A 17596-nucleotide genomic window follows, 5' to 3' on the forward strand; every position below is an offset into this window, starting at 1 on the left:
CATTTGTTGCTGTCGTATCAAGAGTGGGTCTATAGATACTATAAAAAATGAACCTCTTCAGTTGTCGAATCATCTCTGTTGAGTGAGGAGCCCTATAGTTATAAGGGGGGCTCAGCAGGAATATTATTTTTTAATTGTCTAAGTTCTAATATACCTTCGTTAATGTAAGAAAAAATAACTATCCAGCCAACTACTGAAATAAAGGGGGCTTTAATGATCCAAGGTAGGAGCCAGTCCCCACTATTCCATAGCATATGTGAGAGTGTTGCTATTAAGAAAGCTCTTATAAAAGTATACTCGAGCAGCATGCTTATCATAAACGGCCTGCCTTGTTTAACTTTCCATAATGCAGCGCCAATCATGCCTGTCCAAATTATATGCCCAAATGGTGATAAAACACCTCTTAAATTTATATTATCTATCATGGAGGTATAGTTTTGATTTAAAAGAATTTCAAAAGCATACCCTGCACTTTCAAATGAGCCAAACCCACAACCAACAGCCGCCCCGAATAGTAATCCGTTTAAAATATATGGGTACCTGATTGCATTAGCTACTAGTAAAAGCGCGATTAATTTTCCTGGCTCTTCAGCTAAGCCAGCAACAGGTGGCCCCAACCAGTTTAAGGTAGAAGTTAATTCAAACATTAATAATGAAAAAATTAATGAGAGAATTCCGCCTTGAAGAACTAGTTTAAATACTTTTATCAACGATACATTTCTAGGTACATTTGTCTCGAAAAAGAAAACGAGTACACTTAAAGGCATTGCAAAAGTACCAACAAAGATTAAGCCGGGTAAAAGTTTAATATTATTCCAATATTCAAAAGAGTAGATGAACCCTATATAAGTCAAGATCATCAGACCAAAAAGACGAATAAATAACCAAGGCCTTGGAAACTCAGATGTTATTTCTTTGATATCAGGTGTAGTTGTAGTTGTTCCTACTGAGTAATACTCTTCAAGCTCTTCATCATTCCTTTTCTTAAAAACATCAGAGAAAAGTAGCTTTATATTAAAATCGGCTAAATCTTTAGTTCCTGAAAATGATGTTACATGCTGACTCAATGTCGATCGGCTTTGGATTGAAGTATGATTTGTTGTTACATTTCCTTTTGCTAAAGGGCTACTACTAGCACTCTCATTATTTATTACATAGCAGATAACACCAGCCTCTAAAACCTTGTCATACATGTATTTGGACTTTTCTTTGCTGAGGTTTTTTTTTAATATGTAGCTTCTACCATTAAAATATTTTTCTGCATTTACTTTTGATATGTTAAAGAGTAATGCAAACTCACTGATAGCTTCTTCTAGGTTTTTATCAGGCACAATATCGCCTTTAAAAATGAGTCTATATGAATTAGCCATGGTTCTATCTCGTAAATAACAGTTTTACCGATGGTGTGACAGCTAGGCTAATTTCCATACCTACGCTTTTCATACTCCTGATGTTAACTTTTTTCTGCAAGTCAGCGCTCATTTTAATTGCACGCACGAGCATTGTAACTACAGGTTTATCTTTAACTTTGTCTTCAAGTTCTTCCATTGATAGCGTCGTTTCGTTGTTCATTTTAATAATAACAATTACCTTTGGTGATACACCGACTTCCATTTCAAGATCTGCAATAACGTATCCTGCATTTTCAAGGTAGGGTATTGATGAATTTATTTGTATTACTGATTCTTGTAACTTTATCATTCCAATTGTCTGGGCTCGTTTTAGTTGCTCAAAGGCTACTTTTTGTGCTCTTATAGTAAATGCATTAGAGTTCAGAAAGCTACTCGCTTCCTCTTCGACGACATAAGCCCCCGACATTAAATCATGGAGTCCTCTACGTTTAGGGTTAAAGAAAATACTTATGGCAGATACAAAGAATAGTGCGAGGCCAACTAAGAATGAAAATGATCTTATGAATGAGTTAAGTAAACTTAAAGGCGTAGAGTTCTCATCTACTACTTTTATCTTTAAAAGTCTTGCCCCTACTGTTTTTCCTTTTGAAATATTTCCAGTCATAACTGTAAAATAAATGAGGCTTAATACAAACCCAAGATACTTTAAGCTTGCAAGAGGGGGGGATAAGAAGGTCATGATTAAATACGTAATTATAAAAGTAAATGCTATTGTTATAAGTTGGTCAATACAAAGTGCTGCTACTCTTTTCCATGGTTTTGCTATTAGAAAGCTATCTACTTCTATAGTTTGGTTCTGATTTTTTGATTCATGAACAGTATCGGTGGTTATTGTAGAAATATCTTCAACTACTGCAACTGTTTCAATATCCTCACCTGCGGCTATTTCATCTACTTCTTCAACTTCCTCAAGATTGAAAAGGTCTTCATTATTACTCTTAAATTGAAGCTCAACTTTCCCCCCATTTTTGATAATTGCTTGTTTAATCTTATTTGCTTTTTCTTCGTCCAAATCACTAAAAAGAATTAGATCGTTTTGCTTTAAATAAACTACGATATCTCCTTTAGACGCTTTGGGAAAACAACGTTTTATTATTCCTGCAAGATTAGCAATATTATCTTTATTGCTTATACCTCTGTAGATAACATCACACTTTACCATATACTTTGTCCCTATCATTTTTATCGTAGCAGAGTTCTATTTTATTTTTTAATATTTGAAAAATTGTCGTTTTTACTTTTAATCACTCAGTCTCAGTGGGTCTAATAGAGTCTCAGTACCTGTTTGTAAAGCTAACTATAAATCTAAGTTGAAATCACTAGCCCCTCTTAATCTATTACCTTTTCTTGAGCATGCAGTAAAGATCATAGAACGGCATTCATCTCGCTTTTGTTTTGAATCAAACTCAAATTGTTGAGAGCCAAATTCACCTGATACATTCAATAGCCATTGATCTCTCATGGGCGGTGTTTTACGTTTTGCATCAAAGTTTACTCTACTTTGCCGACGTCCTTTTTCATTATTTAATGCTCTTATTTCAGTGATTTTGATACTATGTCGATGCATCATATTTCTTAATTTTTTTAGTGTCATAATTTCGATTAAATTATTTTCAACATCACTGGCAGGGAAAGTAAATTCGTTATTATCGATATCGATAATATAGCCTTTAGAGGTGGCGAGCCAAACAGGGATGGAGTAGCCGAGAGTCAAAATATTAACAATAAATAGCCATTGTAAACCAACCCCCGCCAGAATTGCTGGAAAAAACCAAAGTATCACAGATAAATAAAAGTGGGGGTATACGGTTGATTTAATTGCATACCAAATGTCAACTGTAGATTTCTTTTCAGATTCTGATGGCTGAACATCAGTTTCATGAGCTGTGGTTTCATTACTTTTGCGAACTTGTTCTTTTGATTTAATAAACTCAACAACAATTCCATACGTTAAAAGTTTTTTAGATATGATTAGAACCTGTTCATTAGTAATATTCTTTTTTATTACGAATGTTTTACCGGATAAAAATTTATTATCTTGGCTTTGCGGAATTTTCAAAATTTTTGATAAGGTTATTGAAGCTTTATTTTTGTTAGTACCCTCGACCAATTTCCCCCTAAAAATTACATGATAGATACTGTCCATAAATTCCATTTATTATTCCTTACAATTTAATAGATAATACAAAGTGATTTGTTAAATGTGAAGCGCTAATTACCTAATGCTGTAGTCAGGAACTTTTTTAGTCGTAAAATGCGAAGGTAACTATGTATTATCAGTCAAAAAAGGCTCTGGTTTTAATTAGTTAGTCATGTATACCGATTATATGTTTACATATAAAAGGTATCTATTATGTCTAGTTACACACCTACAGAATGTTACTTAAATAACTTAGCGCCAACAGGGCGAAAAGCAGTTATTTCACTGATAAAAAGTGTTAAAAACACCTTGTTATTGAATGATAAGCTAGCCGCATTACCACTTCACAAGTTAAGTTTTGAGCAGCTTTCTACACTTAAACAAAGCTTAGTACTCAATAATAAGTCAGCTAGAACTATCCAACTTACTTTTCAAGTTATTAAAGCCATAGCTAAAACTGCTTTTTTAATGAATTTGATTGAGCAGCACGAACTTGAAAAGTTTAATGTACTTAAGCTTCCCCATATAGAACCAAGCCAAAAGGGTAAGTCACTTACTGCCACACAGCTAAAAAGCATGTTAAAACAGCCCTACACACCACCTTCAATTATTAACACACGTGATATTGCATTATTGGCTTTAATGGCAGGTGCGGGATTAAGAAGATCTGAAGTTTCGGCCTTAAAGCTTAGTGACTTTTCAATGGCTGATCAGCTAGTTGTTATCCATAAGGGAAAAGGAAACCGTACTAGAACTCAGTATTTACCAGTGTGGGTATTAGAGTATTTAAGCTCATGGCTAACGGTACGTGGTAATAACGAGGGGCCACTATTTTGTGTGGTTTTAAATGGTAGAGCTATTCAAGCTCGTGGTATTTCGCCTGAAACTATATATAGCGTTGTAACGGCCAGAACGAGTCATGTTTTAGGGGAAAAGTTTACACCCCATGACATGAGGCGAACTTATATTTCATCACTATTGGCTAATGGTGTGGATATTTCGACTGTGAGTAAGTTGGCAGGGCATAAAAGCATTATTACCACACAGCTATACGATAAACGTGGCGTAGATAGTTTAAAACGCGCTGTTAATACTTTATCGGTGAATGGGTGAGGTGATTATGAATAAGTTGCTAATTAGCCAATTTACTAGCCATTATGGTATCAAGTTAATAGAGTCAGGGTTGTTTGATGATGATACATTTGAGCAATATAGCCCTAGGGAAGTACAGCAGCTATCTGGCTCAAAAAGATCAAATTTACCTATTGAATTAGATGATTTATACGAATCATTTGTTGAGATAACCAAAGGCTTTGATCAAAAATTACTTTCAAAAAACAGCCGTTACTTTAGTAAAAGCATTGGGTTACCAAGCAATGCTAACGCCCTTATCGAGTTTATTGTTGTTGGTACTCTCAAACCAACCATTTTTAAGTTTATAGAACTGTTTATTGCTAAATCTGCGTATTCATATTCAGATGCATTCAGTGTGTTATTAGGGCTTGGGGAAATTGAGTTGGAAGAGTGTTTAGAAGCACTTGAATCGATTGGATTATATAAAAACCGTATTTTTGACTATGAGCTACCATTACTGCCTAAATCACTTGCCCATTACTTATTTACTAGCCACCAATACAAGACTAAGGATGCATTAGGGCTATTTTTAAAAAATGAAGAGCCAGCTAGTTACAATTTAAGCTCTTTTGGCCATAGGGATACGTTACACCTAAAAAGCTTATTAAATGGTTGGAAGAGATCAAGCAATAATGGCTTAAATATATTGATATATGGAGCTGTTGGTACGGGTAAGTCTGAATTAGCTAAGTCTTTATGTAGTAATGCTGACTTAGTTTTAATGAAGGTTAAATCTAGCTCTGAAGTTGATGCACAAGTTGAAAGGCAATTAGGTACTAAGTCTTCAACTAGCTACCGTATCCATAACTTATCTATGGCACGTAAGTTAATGGGGGATCGCCGTGATGGAGTGTTACTTATAGATGAATGCGAAGATATATTCGATGTAAACATGTTTGGCTCTAGCGAACCAAAAGAACTTCTGCATAGTTTAATTGAAGAACCTAATGGTTCAGCCATATGGATTACTAACCATATTGAAGATATTCCTGAGAGTTGTGTACGGCGTTTTGATTTTGTACTTGAAATGCCCGAGCTAACAAAGGAAAAGCGTTTAGAGCATGCCCTAGGGTACTTTAATGAACTAAAAGTAAGCCAAAGCTTTATTAAAAAGGTAGTTTCGAACAAACACCTAAGTTTGGCAAATATAAGTAAAGCCAGCCATGGGGCTAGTTTATGTGGTTATGAGAGCGAAGCAGCTCAAGAGTTTATAGATTCGTATGTTGAAGGGGTAATGGTTGCATCGGGTATTGATTTAAACCAAATGCATTACAAACCAGAGCTGAAGTTTGACCATACCAATATTAACTTAAAGGGCTCATTTTCTAACCTTAATGATATAACCAACGCCTTGAATAACCATCATGGTGCAAGAACCTTACTATTTGGCCCTGCGGGTACAGGTAAAACAGCATTCGTGAATCATGTATGCCAAGAAGCAGGTTTTGAGCTAATTAGCGTTCAGGCTTCAGACATTTTAAGTAAATGGGTGGGGGAGAGTGAACAAAATATAAAGAACTTATTTATACAGGCTACAGAAGAAGGTGCAGCTATATTTATTGATGAAGCCGACAGCTTATTTTCAAGCCGTGAGGGCGCCACAAACAGCTGGGAGGTTCAATCCGTAAACCAACTATTGTGTAACCTTGAAATGTTTGAATTTCCTTTCTTTGCCGCCACCAATTTTAAAAAGCGTTTAGATAAAGCTTTATTGCGCCGTTGTGACTTCAAGCTTGAGCTAGATTACTTAACACCTGAACAAGTATCACGAATGATATTAAACTTAACAGGCAAAAAAAACTTGGCTAAAAGTGAGACCGCTAAATTGGTTGGATTAGATCGTATAACTCCCGGTGATTTTAGCGTGATAGCACGGAAAATGCGTTTTTTGAATAAAGCGCCGACATCAATTGAAGTGTTAGAGTTCTTGTTTGAAGAGCAGAAATTGAAAGGCGATTGTAAACGGCGCATAGGTTTTTAATGTATTCTGCTTTAGCTTTGAGACCTTTTAATTAATTTTTTTATTAAGGTGTTATTATAAATTAACTCGTTGGAATAATTACTATCTGCCAGCTTTATTAAATTGTTATATATATCGGTGGATATTACGATCGTTGTAGTGTTCTTGCGGTGTTTTAATTTTCTTAAATTTGACTGAATTAACTTCCAATCATTATTGTCTATATTACCCTTATTTTTATTTATTTTTTCACATGTATCTACAAACTTGGGGGATATTTTTTTTATCGCCAGTTTGAATTCTGATTCATCTATGTTTTTGTTTACAATTTCAGATAAGCAGTTTTTATCTTCAGCTTTTATTCTACTTTTCTTTCGAGCAAGGCTACTTAGATAGTTGTGAATTTTTTCATACTTATCTAACTTTTTAAGTAAATAATCACAAGCAATATAAAACTCTAATAATGAAATGTCTTTTCTACCAGTCGCCATAAATTTCTCATCATCGTTACTTCATAGTTATCCTAAGCGTTCCGGAACGTAAATGCAATTGTATTTTTACCTCTATGCTAAAGGCTACTGAAATTTAGATTTAAGTTTTTACAATGCAGTTCCGGAACACTTACGGTTGATTTATTCTTAAGTCTCGAATTAGTTCCGGAACGCTTTTGATTGCTTTATTCTTAAGCCTCAATAAGTTCCGGAACGATATGTAGTCTAATTATTTAAAGCCTTTAAACGTTACTAGATTAGTACTTTTTTTAATCTGTAAAAAGAAAGACCGAATAAATTAAAAGGTCTTTTTTATGAGTAATAATATTTCACCTGACTTCTATAACATAGTAGTTAACGGACATGAAAAGTATGTATTCGATTTTAAGCATATAGCTAAGAGTATTAAAGATGAAGATGAGTTAATTTATATTTTTACTTTTAGTACTGGTGAGGAAAGTTGGATAGATGAATGCGAATTAATAGAAAAAAGCGAAGAGGAAGTTGAAGAGATTGATCTAATGGCTTTATCGAACTCAAAGCATAAGAAGTTAAGAAAGCATGAAAATTTTAAACATCCAAGAGTAACTTTGATTATTGAAAATAAAGTTGCAAGGAAGAGGAAAAGGTTATTTAAAGTAGACTATGAGGTTGGTAACAAATCCTTTTTAGATAAGTTTAGTTTTTCAATTGATATTAACGAAAGTTTAGGAGAAAAATTTATAAAAGAGCTTTTAAAAAGTAAGCTCTATACAACAAAAAGAGTTGTTGATTCTGGTTTTTACAATTGCCGTATCAGTAATAAAAATGAATTTGCAAGTTTTGAATACCTACCAAGTAAAAGTAATATTTCCTATCTAAAATGTACATTTAACCCTTCAAAAACTGATTTAAATTTTATTAGAAGTACTTTTTCGTTACTAAAGTCTGTTTGCGGTAAAGACTATGAGAGGGTCATTCGAACTTCAAGTTTACTTAGGGTTGACTGCGCACTTGATATAAAAGGAGTAAAGGCTAAAAATTGTCATTTAAATTTAAGTGGTTCTCGTCACACAACAATATATTTAAGTAGTGAAGGTGTTGTTGAAACCAAAGTTTATGGTAGGTCAGGAAAAAGGTTTCACGTTTACGATAAACTTTGTGAGCAGGGGGTAAAAAGTAAGGAACCAGTTACAAGATATGAGATCCAATTAAAGAAATTTAACAAAAAAATTGATTTAGAATCAGCGTTTGATGCTTTCAATGCGATACCTAATGTAAGAAGGTACAGTTGTAAGAAACTAAAATTGAAACTAAAGAAGCTTGATTATTATGTACTGAAACAGCTTGGTGTAACAGCTTTGAGATCTTCATTGCAAACAGAGAGTGAGAAAAGAAAGTTAAGGCGTATTTTGGAATTTGCTGAAAAGGGTGAATTTGGGGAAAGATTAATTGGATCAACACGAAAGGAGTTGAGATTTATACAAGAGCTTCTTTTTAATCCCTAGCTATTTGAAATTTTCCAAAAGATACTTTTCGTAGTTATGAAATTTACAGTCTCTAGGTAACTCTTATACAACAAACTTGCATGTAATAATCATTATTTAGCTTAAATCCTCTATACGGATTAATAATAGGTAATTACACAGATTTAGTTACGAGATTAAAAGAGTTGAGTACATTTTTGTGCTGAAAATCAATTTGTATGGAATAGCTTTTTTTTATAAAAACTCCGGAATAGCTGTGCCAAAAGCTGTGCCAGAGTAGTACAATACATGTGAAAGATAAATATTAACGTATTGATTTATATGTTTATAATTAAGTCTCCCTGTTAACTTACCGGCTGACTCACTCATTCAATAAAAAAGCTCGCAGTTAACGCTGCGGGCTTTTTTGTGTTTGGAATAAGCTGTCAGGTTGCGGGCGGCGAGCTTCGGGTTGCGGGCTTAAAACCTAAACTCGACGCGAGACTAACTATCGCCTTCAGGCATAAAAAACCTTGTAATGTTAACCGCAAGGCTTTTAAATTTCTCGAACCTCGAACCTCGAACCTCGAACCTCGAACCTCGAACCTATCTATATAATATTTTTACCCTGCTCAGGATCGCGTGATTCATCGGCTTGCTCGCGAATATCATCCGTATCACTACTTACATCATCAATACTGTGTTCATGCTCTGTGGTTTTATGTTTTTGAATATGTGATTGCTCGTTAATTTCTTCTGTTGTCTCTGTTTTAGCTTCGCTTGCTATGGGATAAATATCTTCACCTTGGCTATTGAGCAATATACGCTCTCTGGCATTGTCAGGCATGCTTATATTATGTTGCGTAAAACTATTGATTAACTCTCGCATAAGCTGTGAGGCTACTTTTACCGTGCTGTATTGTTCGCCGTTGACCCAAAAGTAAACGGTAAAGTTAATAGTGGCGGAGCCTAAGTTATCAATCAATACTTGGGGAGGTGGATCGCTAAGCACAGAGGTTTGCTGCGATATTATACTAATTGCCAAACTTTGTGCGTCGCGAATGTCATTATCGTAGCCAATACCGATTGAAAAATGACCGCGCATTTTTGGATTAGCGGTTAAGTTTTTAATGGTATTTTTATACACAGTCGCATTGGGTATTTGAATATGATTGCCATCGTAGTCAACTAAAGTGGTTGCCCGTGCAGTTACTTTTTTAACAATACCAATTCTGCCATCAACTTCTATTACATCATCTATTTTAAATGGACGCTGTACACTCAAAAGTAAACTGGCAATAAAGTTCTCAGCAATATCCCGAAAGGCAAAGCCTAAAATAAGCCCAATTAATCCGGTGCCACTCATAATTGCGACCGCGAATTCGGTGAGTCCTGCCAAGCGTAAAAATAGATAAAACCCGAGTAAAATAATTAAGGTGCTAATACCTCGCCTAGCAACTAGGTGTACTAATTTACTCTTGGTCATGTAAGTAACAGGCTTTATTAACAAGCGTGATAATGGTGTGGCAATTAAATAACTAATCACCAAAATAACAATCCCTAATAATAAAGTGGGCAGTAATTGCATGAATGTGTGTAGTAATTGCACGCTTTGATCTTTTAAAAAGCTCCAAGAAATAGAGTTTGGCTTAACGGTGTCGATTGCAGGAATTGATGTGTTATTAGCGAGTGTTGCAATTAAAGCACTGAGCATAGAGGTCATCCGTGTTAGGTCGAAGTAATTAGGGTCTGTGTTAAACAATAGCAGCAAGTTTAATACCAAGCAGTATTTGTTTGGCAAACATTTTGCTACTTAATTAGAAAAAGGGAGTTAACTATGAGTGACTTTAAGCGTGGCCAAAGAGCCAAGCAGCCTAACCATATCCCTCTGCGTGGCTGGTGGGATATTACAAGGCGAATAGTAAAACAAATGAGCCGTGATAATTTATCTTTAGTGGCGGCTGGCGTGGCATTTTATGCGTTACTGGCTATTTTTCCCGCCATTGCGGCATTGGTGTCTGTGTATGCTTATTTTGCATCACCGAATGATATTAGTGTGTATTTAAGTCAGTTTATGGCGTTATTACCACAAAGCACTCAAGAAATTATTTTATCTCAAGTTTCAAGTCTTGCGCAAAAGTCACAAACTAGTTTAAGCCTTAGTGCGCTGGGTACTTTACTGTTAACTATCTGGAGTAGCTCTAAGGGCAGCCAAGCGTTGATCACAGCATGTAATATTAGTTATCACGAATACGAAAAACGCTCATTCTTAAAGGCGCAACTTGTGCGCTTGTTATTTTCAGTGGGTGCAATTGTGGTGGCTGTAATAGCACTGGTAATTATAGGTATATTACCGCTAGCGCTTAATTTACTCGGAATTAAAGAGAGTATTGATTTTTTAATCATGCTTATATCATGGCCGTTGCTGGCATTGACCTTTAACTTTGCATTATTAATTTTATACCGTTATGCGCCTCACAGAAAAGCAGCTAAATGGCGCTGGGTTACCGTGGGCTCATTCACCGCCACCGTATTATGGATTGTGGCATCTTTTGGCTTTTCATTTTATGTATCTCATTTTGCTAGTTACAACGAAACATATGGCTCTTTAGGTGGAGTGGTTATTATGCTTATGTGGCTATTTATTAGCGCTTATATCATTATTTTGGGAGCCACAATCAATGCTGCGTTAGAGCAGCAAACTGCTCAAGACAGCACCATTGGACCAGATAAAAAAAGAGGGCAGCGAGGTGCTTATGTTGCAGACCACCTCGACACAAAATAACCAGTATTAGGGCTAAATGACTTTTATTTTAAACTAATTACTTGATTTGTTGTTATCAGCTGCATAAACGAGGCTTTGTGCAGCGGCTTTGAAAACAAATAGCCCTGGCCATAATCACAACCGGCCTCAAGTAATAAATCCATTTGTAATTTTGTTTCTATGCCTTCGGCAATCACTTTTAAACCAAGCTGATGAGCCATCATGATAATTGCTTCACATAAAGCCAGCTCTTGACTGCCTTTTTGAATATTATCAACAAAGCGTTTATCTATTTTTAGGTAGTCGGTATCCATTTCTTGCAAGTAAGCAAGCGATGAATAACCGGTGCCAAAGTCATCAAGGGCCAATTGCATCCCTGACTTAACCAAGGCTTTCAAACGACTTTGGGTAAGTTCTTCAGGGTTAACCATTAAGCCTTCAGTAATTTCGGCCACAATCGCTGAGGCTGGTATATTTGCCGTTGCTAGCATATCGTACCATTCGTCTATGCCGCTATCGACGGTTGCCAATTGCACTGGTGAAACGTTAATGCTTATTTGAAATTCATCTTGAATGTGTTTTTTAATATCATTAAGTGTTTGTAGTGCCTCAGCAAATACAAATTGACCCAGCGCATTTATTTGTCTGGTTTCTTCAGCAAGAGGAATAAAGTCAGCAGGGCTGATCAGGCCTTTTTCTGGGTGTTGCCAACGAATAAGTCCCTCAGCTTTATGAACGTGTAAATCATTAAGCGATACGATAGGTTGGTAATACAATTCAAATTGTTCTAGCTCTATAGCTGAGCGAAGCTCTTTGAGTAGTTGCATTCTTGCGTTTGCATCTTCACGCATATCATGTGAGAAAAACTCAAAGCCATTGCGACCGCTATTTTTTGCTTTATACATAGCTTGGTCAGCGGCTTTAAGTAATTGCTCTGGATTTTGGCCATCATCTGGCGCGCAGGCAATACCAATACTGGCACTGATATACACTTTTTCATCTTCAATAAAAATAGTGGAGGCAAGGCTAAGCAAAAGTGATTTTGCCATTTGCTTTATATTATCGCTGCCATGTAAATCACTAAATACAACAACAAACTCGTCTCCGCCAATTCGTGCTACAAAGTCAGCCTCTTTGGCCGTTTGCACAATTCGCTCAGATACTAACTTAAGTAATCTATCGCCGTAATGGTGGCCCAATGTGTCGTTAATATCTTTAAAATGATCAATATCTAATAGCATAATGACCAGTTTTTGATCTGCATTGGTAAGGTTTGCGAATCGTAGGTTTAAGCGCTCTTTTAGTTCTAATCGATTAGGCAAGTCGGTTAAATGATCAAAGTGCGCTTGTCGCCAAATTAATTCATCTGCTTGTTTTTTCTCGGTTAGGTCGGTAAAAATAGCAATACGACTAGTCGGGGCTTTATTTTTATCGTAAATAGTATCGATGGTTAACCATTCAACATACAGCTCGCCATTTTTACGACGATTGGTTATTTCACCTTGCCAACGCCCTGTTTTATTGAGCGATTGCCACATGTAATTATAAAACTGCTTATCGTGTTTACCCGATGATAAAATACCAATAGTTTGATTGAGTACTTCTTTTCGAGAATACAAAGTTGTTTCACAAAACGCAGGATTCACATCATAAATAACCCCATTTTCATCCGTGATTGCCATGCCTTCACTGCTGTTGTTGTAAACTAATGACGCTAAATGCAACGATTCTTGATTTTGCTTTCGTTGCGTGATGTTACTAATAACGATAATAAACTCATCGGCTTTTTTCATTGGGCTAATTTTAGCTTCATAAAAATGATTATCTTGTTTATGTTCAAGCTCAACAGTGACAGGGGCGTTCAGGGGTATTAAGTACCCTTGCACTTGTTTTAAATTAGCATCAGAGAATAAACACGATAATTTTTTAGGGGGTGTTGAATGGCTATAATTTAACGATTTAATACGTCCACCGGTATCAAGAATATTGCCATTGGCATCTACGCGTAAAAAAGCATCGGGTAATGCATTAAGCAGGCTATTGAGCTCGTCATGCTTATGTTTAAGGCATGCTTCAGCCGTTAAGCGAGTCTCGGCCATGTATTTAAAACGATGGTAAAGTCTATTTAGCTCAGGACTATTGGGCTGCTCATCGTCATGAGGCATATTACCGGCCGCTAAGCGGTTAACCGCCTGCGTTAAACTTTTAATCGGATTTAAAATGCTTTTATTGACCAGTCGTCTAGCTAATACAGCTAAAAGAAGAATGGTCATTAAAAATCCTAAAACCATTTTTACAAAGTTAATATCTATCCGCTCAAGTGTTTTATCTATTGGTTGAGTAATATAAATAGAGAGCTTATTGTCATTGCCATCTCGATAGAGAGTCGTTTGATGAAAAACTCTACGGATACCATCTTTTCCTTTAAAAATGACACCTGCTTGTAAATTATGTTCTAAATCAAACTCTTCCAATTTATAACCTAATCTATCGGCTGAAAAAGGGGAGTTGGCTAAAATAAGATTATTAGAGTCAGTGATGGCGACTCGAACTTCTGTCGGTAAATTCAAGCTATTAAGTGCCGAGCTCCACCAGTCTAAAGCAATTACAGTTACTATCACGCCTTCAATATCATTGTTTTCATTAAGAATAGGGGAAGCAAAGTTAATGCTCTGGGCTTCAAGGCTGCGATCGTGCTGGAAATGGCCAATACTAAACTCTTTACTGGCGAGTGCGTTTTTAAAGTAGGGACGATCACTAACGTTGATATTAGGGGCACCATTATTTGAGGAACAAATTAAATCGCCGTCTTTGTTTACTAAACCAATATTCGCGATATTGCCATTGAGTGCCTTAACATCTAAAAAATACGAAGGGCAGCGAGGAGATAAAGACTTAATGTCTTTCTGCTTTTTTGCTAAAAACTCAGTAATATGCTCTACATCATTAATCATGCTTTGCTGCTTGATAATTAGGTGCTCAGTGATAGAGCGCACTTTTTTCTCGTGCTCTTTAATAGCCGCGTCACGACTAAACCACAAGGTTACTAAAATGACAGCAGCTACAGGCATGCAAATTAGCATAAGTAGTCGATAAAGCTGATGTTTTAATGATGCAGTAAAAATAATCGTATCCAAATAAATATAGGGTAAAACTCTGACCAATAATTCTACTATAAATAACCTTTAATGTACTAAGGTTATATCGCAAATATTAAATTTACTTTTATTGTATATAACTGAAATTTATTAATTAATTTTCGGGTAGAGTCATAATAATAAATTAATATTTTATACTTTTACTTAACCTATTTTAGGCAACAAAAATGAAAATAACCAAAGTACTAACTGCTTATGCTACCCAAGATGGGGATGGTGTTAATATTCGTCGTATTCCAGGATTTGATGGTAAATATTTAGATCCATTTTTAATGATAGATGAACTTAAATCTGACGATGAAAGTGATTATATTGGTGGCTTTCCTCCTCATCCTCATAGGGGGATCGAAACCTTTACCTATATTTTAAAAGGCGGGTTTGAACATCAAGACCAAATGGGTAACAAAAAGGCGATTCGTGCGGGTGACGTACAATGGATGAGTACCGGTAGCGGTGTTATGCACAGTGAAATGCCCCTTGCCGATGCTGAACAAGGCTTACATGGTTTTCAAATTTGGCTCAATATGCCAAGTGCTCAAAAAATGCGTGAGCCTCAATACCAAGATACCACAGAGCATCCAGCACCGAGTTTTACTAATCAACAAGGTGTTTCACTTAAAGCCTTAGCAGGTACATGGCAATTTGAATCACACCAATTGGCTGCAAGCTTACAAAATTTAGCTGCTAATGGTGCTATAGCTGATGTAGCTTTGCCTGCGGGTGAAGGGCTTAATTTACCGGCTTTAAAACAGCAAAAAGTGATGATTTATATTCATACAGGCTCATTAATATCTCAGACCGGTGACGTATTTAATGCGGGTAATTTGCTTATATTAGAACCATTGAGTGACATTGCATTGCAGGCAAAGAAAACGGCGGGGGTTCTTATTTTAGCAGGCGATCCACTTAACCAGCCAATTGCGCACATGGGACCTTTTGTAATGACCACCGAGGCTGAAATTCGCCAGGCTGTAAGCGATTATCAAAATGGTTTTTTTGGCTCATTGTCGTGATAAATCGATGCGCGAATGACTTTTAAGCAAGTAGCTTTAATAACCAAGTGTATTTTTTTATCGTGTTAGCATCACCTTTAGCAGACTCAACTACAGCGCCAGCTGCAAACGCACTGGCGAGCCCCACTTTTGTTGCTGCAAAGCGTTTGGATCTGTATTTTATAGCTGCAAGATGCTGACGTTTTAGCTCTGATCGCATAACAACTTCTTTATCTAGCTGTTGCACGCGAGCGTTCGGTGAGTTGATCAAATAATTGATTAACATAATAGTGTGTGCCTTATAATTTAAGCAGCTGCCTTAGGCTATTTAGCGTTTTAGTAAAGCCAATTTTTTTGCTTAGATAAACGGCGTTTCGCCATAGCCAAATCAAGCATAAAGCTTGTAGGCTGATCACCACTGCAATGCTCAGCCAAATAGAGCTAAACAGATCAAAGGTGGCAAAGCCTACAATACCTAAAAACCCCACCCACAGTAACACCAAGCCACTGGCAAAACATCCTAGTAGAATGGTGATCAGTGCTAAGGATCTTAGCGATAGCTTCCACTCTGCTATTGCCAGCTGATGTGTCAACTTTCCTTGTTGATGATAATCATCCTTGAGCTGCGCTGCATAGTCAGCAAGCTTAGCAACGTGATCTTGCCAGTCATCGGCGTGTTTTGCCGATGACGGCGAATCTGTCCCTTGTGATTCACTTGGTGTTGAGTGTTGGTTTTGCATTAGTATTACTTACGACGAAACAGTGCTGTAACTAACATACCAGCAGCAAACGCCAGACCCGCCGTTGCTAATGGGTTTTCTGATGCGAGTTGACGCGTTTTAGACGAACACTCTGCTAGTTTCTCACGAGCGGCTAACTGCTTTTCATTAAGCGTTTCAGCTGAGCTGCTTGCGCCTTTACGAACACCATTTTCAGCTACCGCCGCTTTACTTGATAATGCATCAACTGCGTCATGCGCTGCTGATGTCGCTTTATCTGTTAGCGGTGCTTCAATCTCTTGTTTTGCATCAATAGGAGTTTTGCTCTTTGTTGCCGTAGCCATAATCAATCCTTAATAGTTTTTTAAAAGTAATTATTTAGATGCAATGATTAAACCAGTCTTTAACCTGTTGTTTTATATGAATTGTATTTTATTTACGAATTTTGAGTGTGTTTATAGCTGTAACTATTGCGACAACAGTTTGTAATTTTTACAAACTAGGACGTGTTGATCATTCGAGATTGATTTTTTCTTTGTCCACTCAGTTACAAACCTCGCGACGCGATTAAACCGCATCTAGTTTGACCAAACTCTAATTCACAAAGGTCAGCAGGGCTCAAATAAATTGTAATTATTCACTGTTTATTCATTAAGCAAATAATGCCAACAAGCTAATAAAAAGAACGATAAAAAATTTTTTACTGGCTGATCAGATTTTTTATTAAACAATTCAACCGCTTTAATCGGAGCCTTATTTTTTCAGGCTTCGCGGGGTGCTAAAGCTGGGTGACTTACTTGACAAAAAGGCTTGTCAAGCCCTAAACTGGAGCACTGTGGTAAAAAGTGGTGTTTAGTGGATCAAACTGGATCGGGTTAATCAAAAAGTTGATTAAAATAAATTTACAATAGGCTTTTTATGTTTCGTGGCGCAAGTTCACTGAGTTTGGATGATAAAGGACGTTTTGCGGTACCGACTAAGTACCGAGATACGCTATTGTCTGAAGATCAGGGAACGGTAATTTGCACCGTTGCACTCAATGAGCCTTGCCTTTGGTTATACCCTCTTGCTGAATGGCTAGAAATAGAAAGCCGTTTAGCAAAAATATCCAATATGAATCCCAGAGCACGACGGATGCAACGTATGTTGTTAGGTAATGCGACAGAATATCAGCTTGATAAAAACGGTCGAATTTTGTTGGCGCCTTCATTGCGCTCACATGCAGAACTTGGCAAAAAAATTATGCTGGTGGGTTTAATGAATAAATTTGAAATTTGGGATGAGGCGCGTTGGCACGAACAAATGCGACAAGACACTGAGCTTGAAAGGCTCGGTGATTTTGAACCGAATGACGATTTAGATAACTTCACCCTCTAGCAGC

The 17596-nt window shown here is 36.6% G+C and carries 15 protein-coding genes; 6 read left to right on the top strand and 9 right to left on the bottom strand.

From position 1 onward, the window contains the following. Nucleotides 1-98 precede the first annotated feature (98 nt). The 3 genes from KK487_RS02465 to KK487_RS02475 form a co-directional block, all read right to left on the bottom strand. Nucleotides 99-1370, bottom strand: a complete 1272-nt coding sequence (locus tag KK487_RS02465; protein WP_215521958.1) for a PrsW family intramembrane metalloprotease — start codon at nt 1368-1370, stop codon at nt 99-101. 4 nt (nt 1371-1374) lie between these two features. Next, nucleotides 1375-2574: an RDD family protein gene (locus KK487_RS02470; protein ID WP_215521959.1), complete on the bottom strand. Its 1200-nt coding sequence runs from the start codon at nt 2572-2574 to the stop codon at nt 1375-1377. 135 nt (nt 2575-2709) lie between these two features. Next, complete coding sequence (locus tag KK487_RS02475) at nt 2710-3567, bottom strand: hypothetical protein (RefSeq protein WP_215521960.1); 858 nt, start codon at nt 3565-3567, stop codon at nt 2710-2712. A 198-nt stretch (nt 3568-3765) separates the two neighbouring features. Here KK487_RS02475 and KK487_RS02480 point away from each other — a divergent pair, with 198 nt between their 5' ends. Both KK487_RS02480 and KK487_RS02485 read left to right on the top strand, forming a co-directional pair. After that, nucleotides 3766-4665, top strand: a complete 900-nt coding sequence (locus KK487_RS02480; RefSeq protein ID WP_215521961.1) for a tyrosine-type recombinase/integrase — start codon at nt 3766-3768, stop codon at nt 4663-4665. A gap of 7 nt (nt 4666-4672) precedes the next feature. Next, complete coding sequence (locus KK487_RS02485) at nt 4673-6667, top strand: AAA family ATPase (protein WP_215521962.1); 1995 nt, start codon at nt 4673-4675, stop codon at nt 6665-6667. 11 nt (nt 6668-6678) lie between these two features. Here the strand turns inward: KK487_RS02485 and KK487_RS02490 are convergent, their stop codons facing one another. Continuing rightward, nucleotides 6679-7137: a hypothetical protein gene (locus tag KK487_RS02490; protein ID WP_215521963.1), complete on the bottom strand. Its 459-nt coding sequence runs from the start codon at nt 7135-7137 to the stop codon at nt 6679-6681. 314 nt (nt 7138-7451) lie between these two features. On the opposite strand from KK487_RS02490, the gene KK487_RS02495 reads away from it, so the two are divergent. After that, nucleotides 7452-8624, top strand: a complete 1173-nt coding sequence (locus tag KK487_RS02495) for a hypothetical protein (RefSeq protein ID WP_215521964.1) — start codon at nt 7452-7454, stop codon at nt 8622-8624. A 568-nt stretch (nt 8625-9192) separates the two neighbouring features. Here KK487_RS02495 and KK487_RS02500 read toward each other — a convergent pair. Beyond that, nucleotides 9193-10296: a mechanosensitive ion channel family protein gene (locus KK487_RS02500; protein WP_058154144.1), complete on the bottom strand. Its 1104-nt coding sequence runs from the start codon at nt 10294-10296 to the stop codon at nt 9193-9195. A gap of 123 nt (nt 10297-10419) precedes the next feature. Between KK487_RS02500 and KK487_RS02505 the strand changes: the two genes are divergently transcribed. After that, a complete protein-coding gene (locus KK487_RS02505; protein ID WP_008465271.1) occupies nt 10420-11367 on the top strand; it encodes a YihY/virulence factor BrkB family protein in 948 nt (315 codons plus the stop codon). A gap of 23 nt (nt 11368-11390) precedes the next feature. Here KK487_RS02505 and KK487_RS02510 read toward each other — a convergent pair whose 3' ends face one another. Next, the gene (locus KK487_RS02510; protein WP_252190550.1) at nt 11391-14417 is read right to left on the bottom strand and encodes a bifunctional diguanylate cyclase/phosphodiesterase; all 3027 of its coding nucleotides are present in this window, start codon (nt 14415-14417) and stop codon (nt 11391-11393) included. Nucleotides 14418-14671: 254 nt separating this feature from the next. Between KK487_RS02510 and KK487_RS02515 the strand changes: the two genes are divergently transcribed. Next, nucleotides 14672-15517, top strand: coding sequence for a pirin family protein (locus KK487_RS02515; RefSeq protein WP_013464050.1), 846 nt, complete (start codon nt 14672-14674; stop codon nt 15515-15517). Between the two features lie 22 nt (nt 15518-15539). Here the strand turns inward: KK487_RS02515 and KK487_RS02520 are convergent, their stop codons facing one another. Genes KK487_RS02520 through KK487_RS02530 form a run of 3 tightly spaced genes read right to left on the bottom strand, consistent with a single transcriptional unit; the run spans nt 15540 to nt 16559 of the window. Further along, a complete protein-coding gene (locus KK487_RS02520; RefSeq protein ID WP_215521965.1) occupies nt 15540-15782 on the bottom strand; it encodes a hypothetical protein in 243 nt (80 codons plus the stop codon). 13 nt (nt 15783-15795) lie between these two features. Further along, complete coding sequence (locus tag KK487_RS02525; protein WP_215521966.1) at nt 15796-16236, bottom strand: hypothetical protein; 441 nt, start codon at nt 16234-16236, stop codon at nt 15796-15798. Nucleotides 16237-16241: 5 nt separating this feature from the next. Then, nucleotides 16242-16559, bottom strand: a complete 318-nt coding sequence (locus tag KK487_RS02530; RefSeq protein WP_013464052.1) for a hypothetical protein — start codon at nt 16557-16559, stop codon at nt 16242-16244. A gap of 574 nt (nt 16560-17133) precedes the next feature. On the opposite strand from KK487_RS02530, the gene mraZ reads away from it, so the two are divergent. Beyond that, nucleotides 17134-17592 (top strand): division/cell wall cluster transcriptional repressor MraZ, encoded by a 459-nt coding sequence (mraZ, locus tag KK487_RS02535; protein ID WP_008110699.1) that lies wholly within the window; start codon nt 17134-17136, stop codon nt 17590-17592. The last annotated feature ends 4 nt before the right edge of the window (nt 17593-17596 follow it).

The organism is Pseudoalteromonas sp. SiA1, assembly GCF_018732205.1.
Classification (GTDB): domain Bacteria; phylum Pseudomonadota; class Gammaproteobacteria; order Enterobacterales; family Alteromonadaceae; genus Pseudoalteromonas; species Pseudoalteromonas tetraodonis.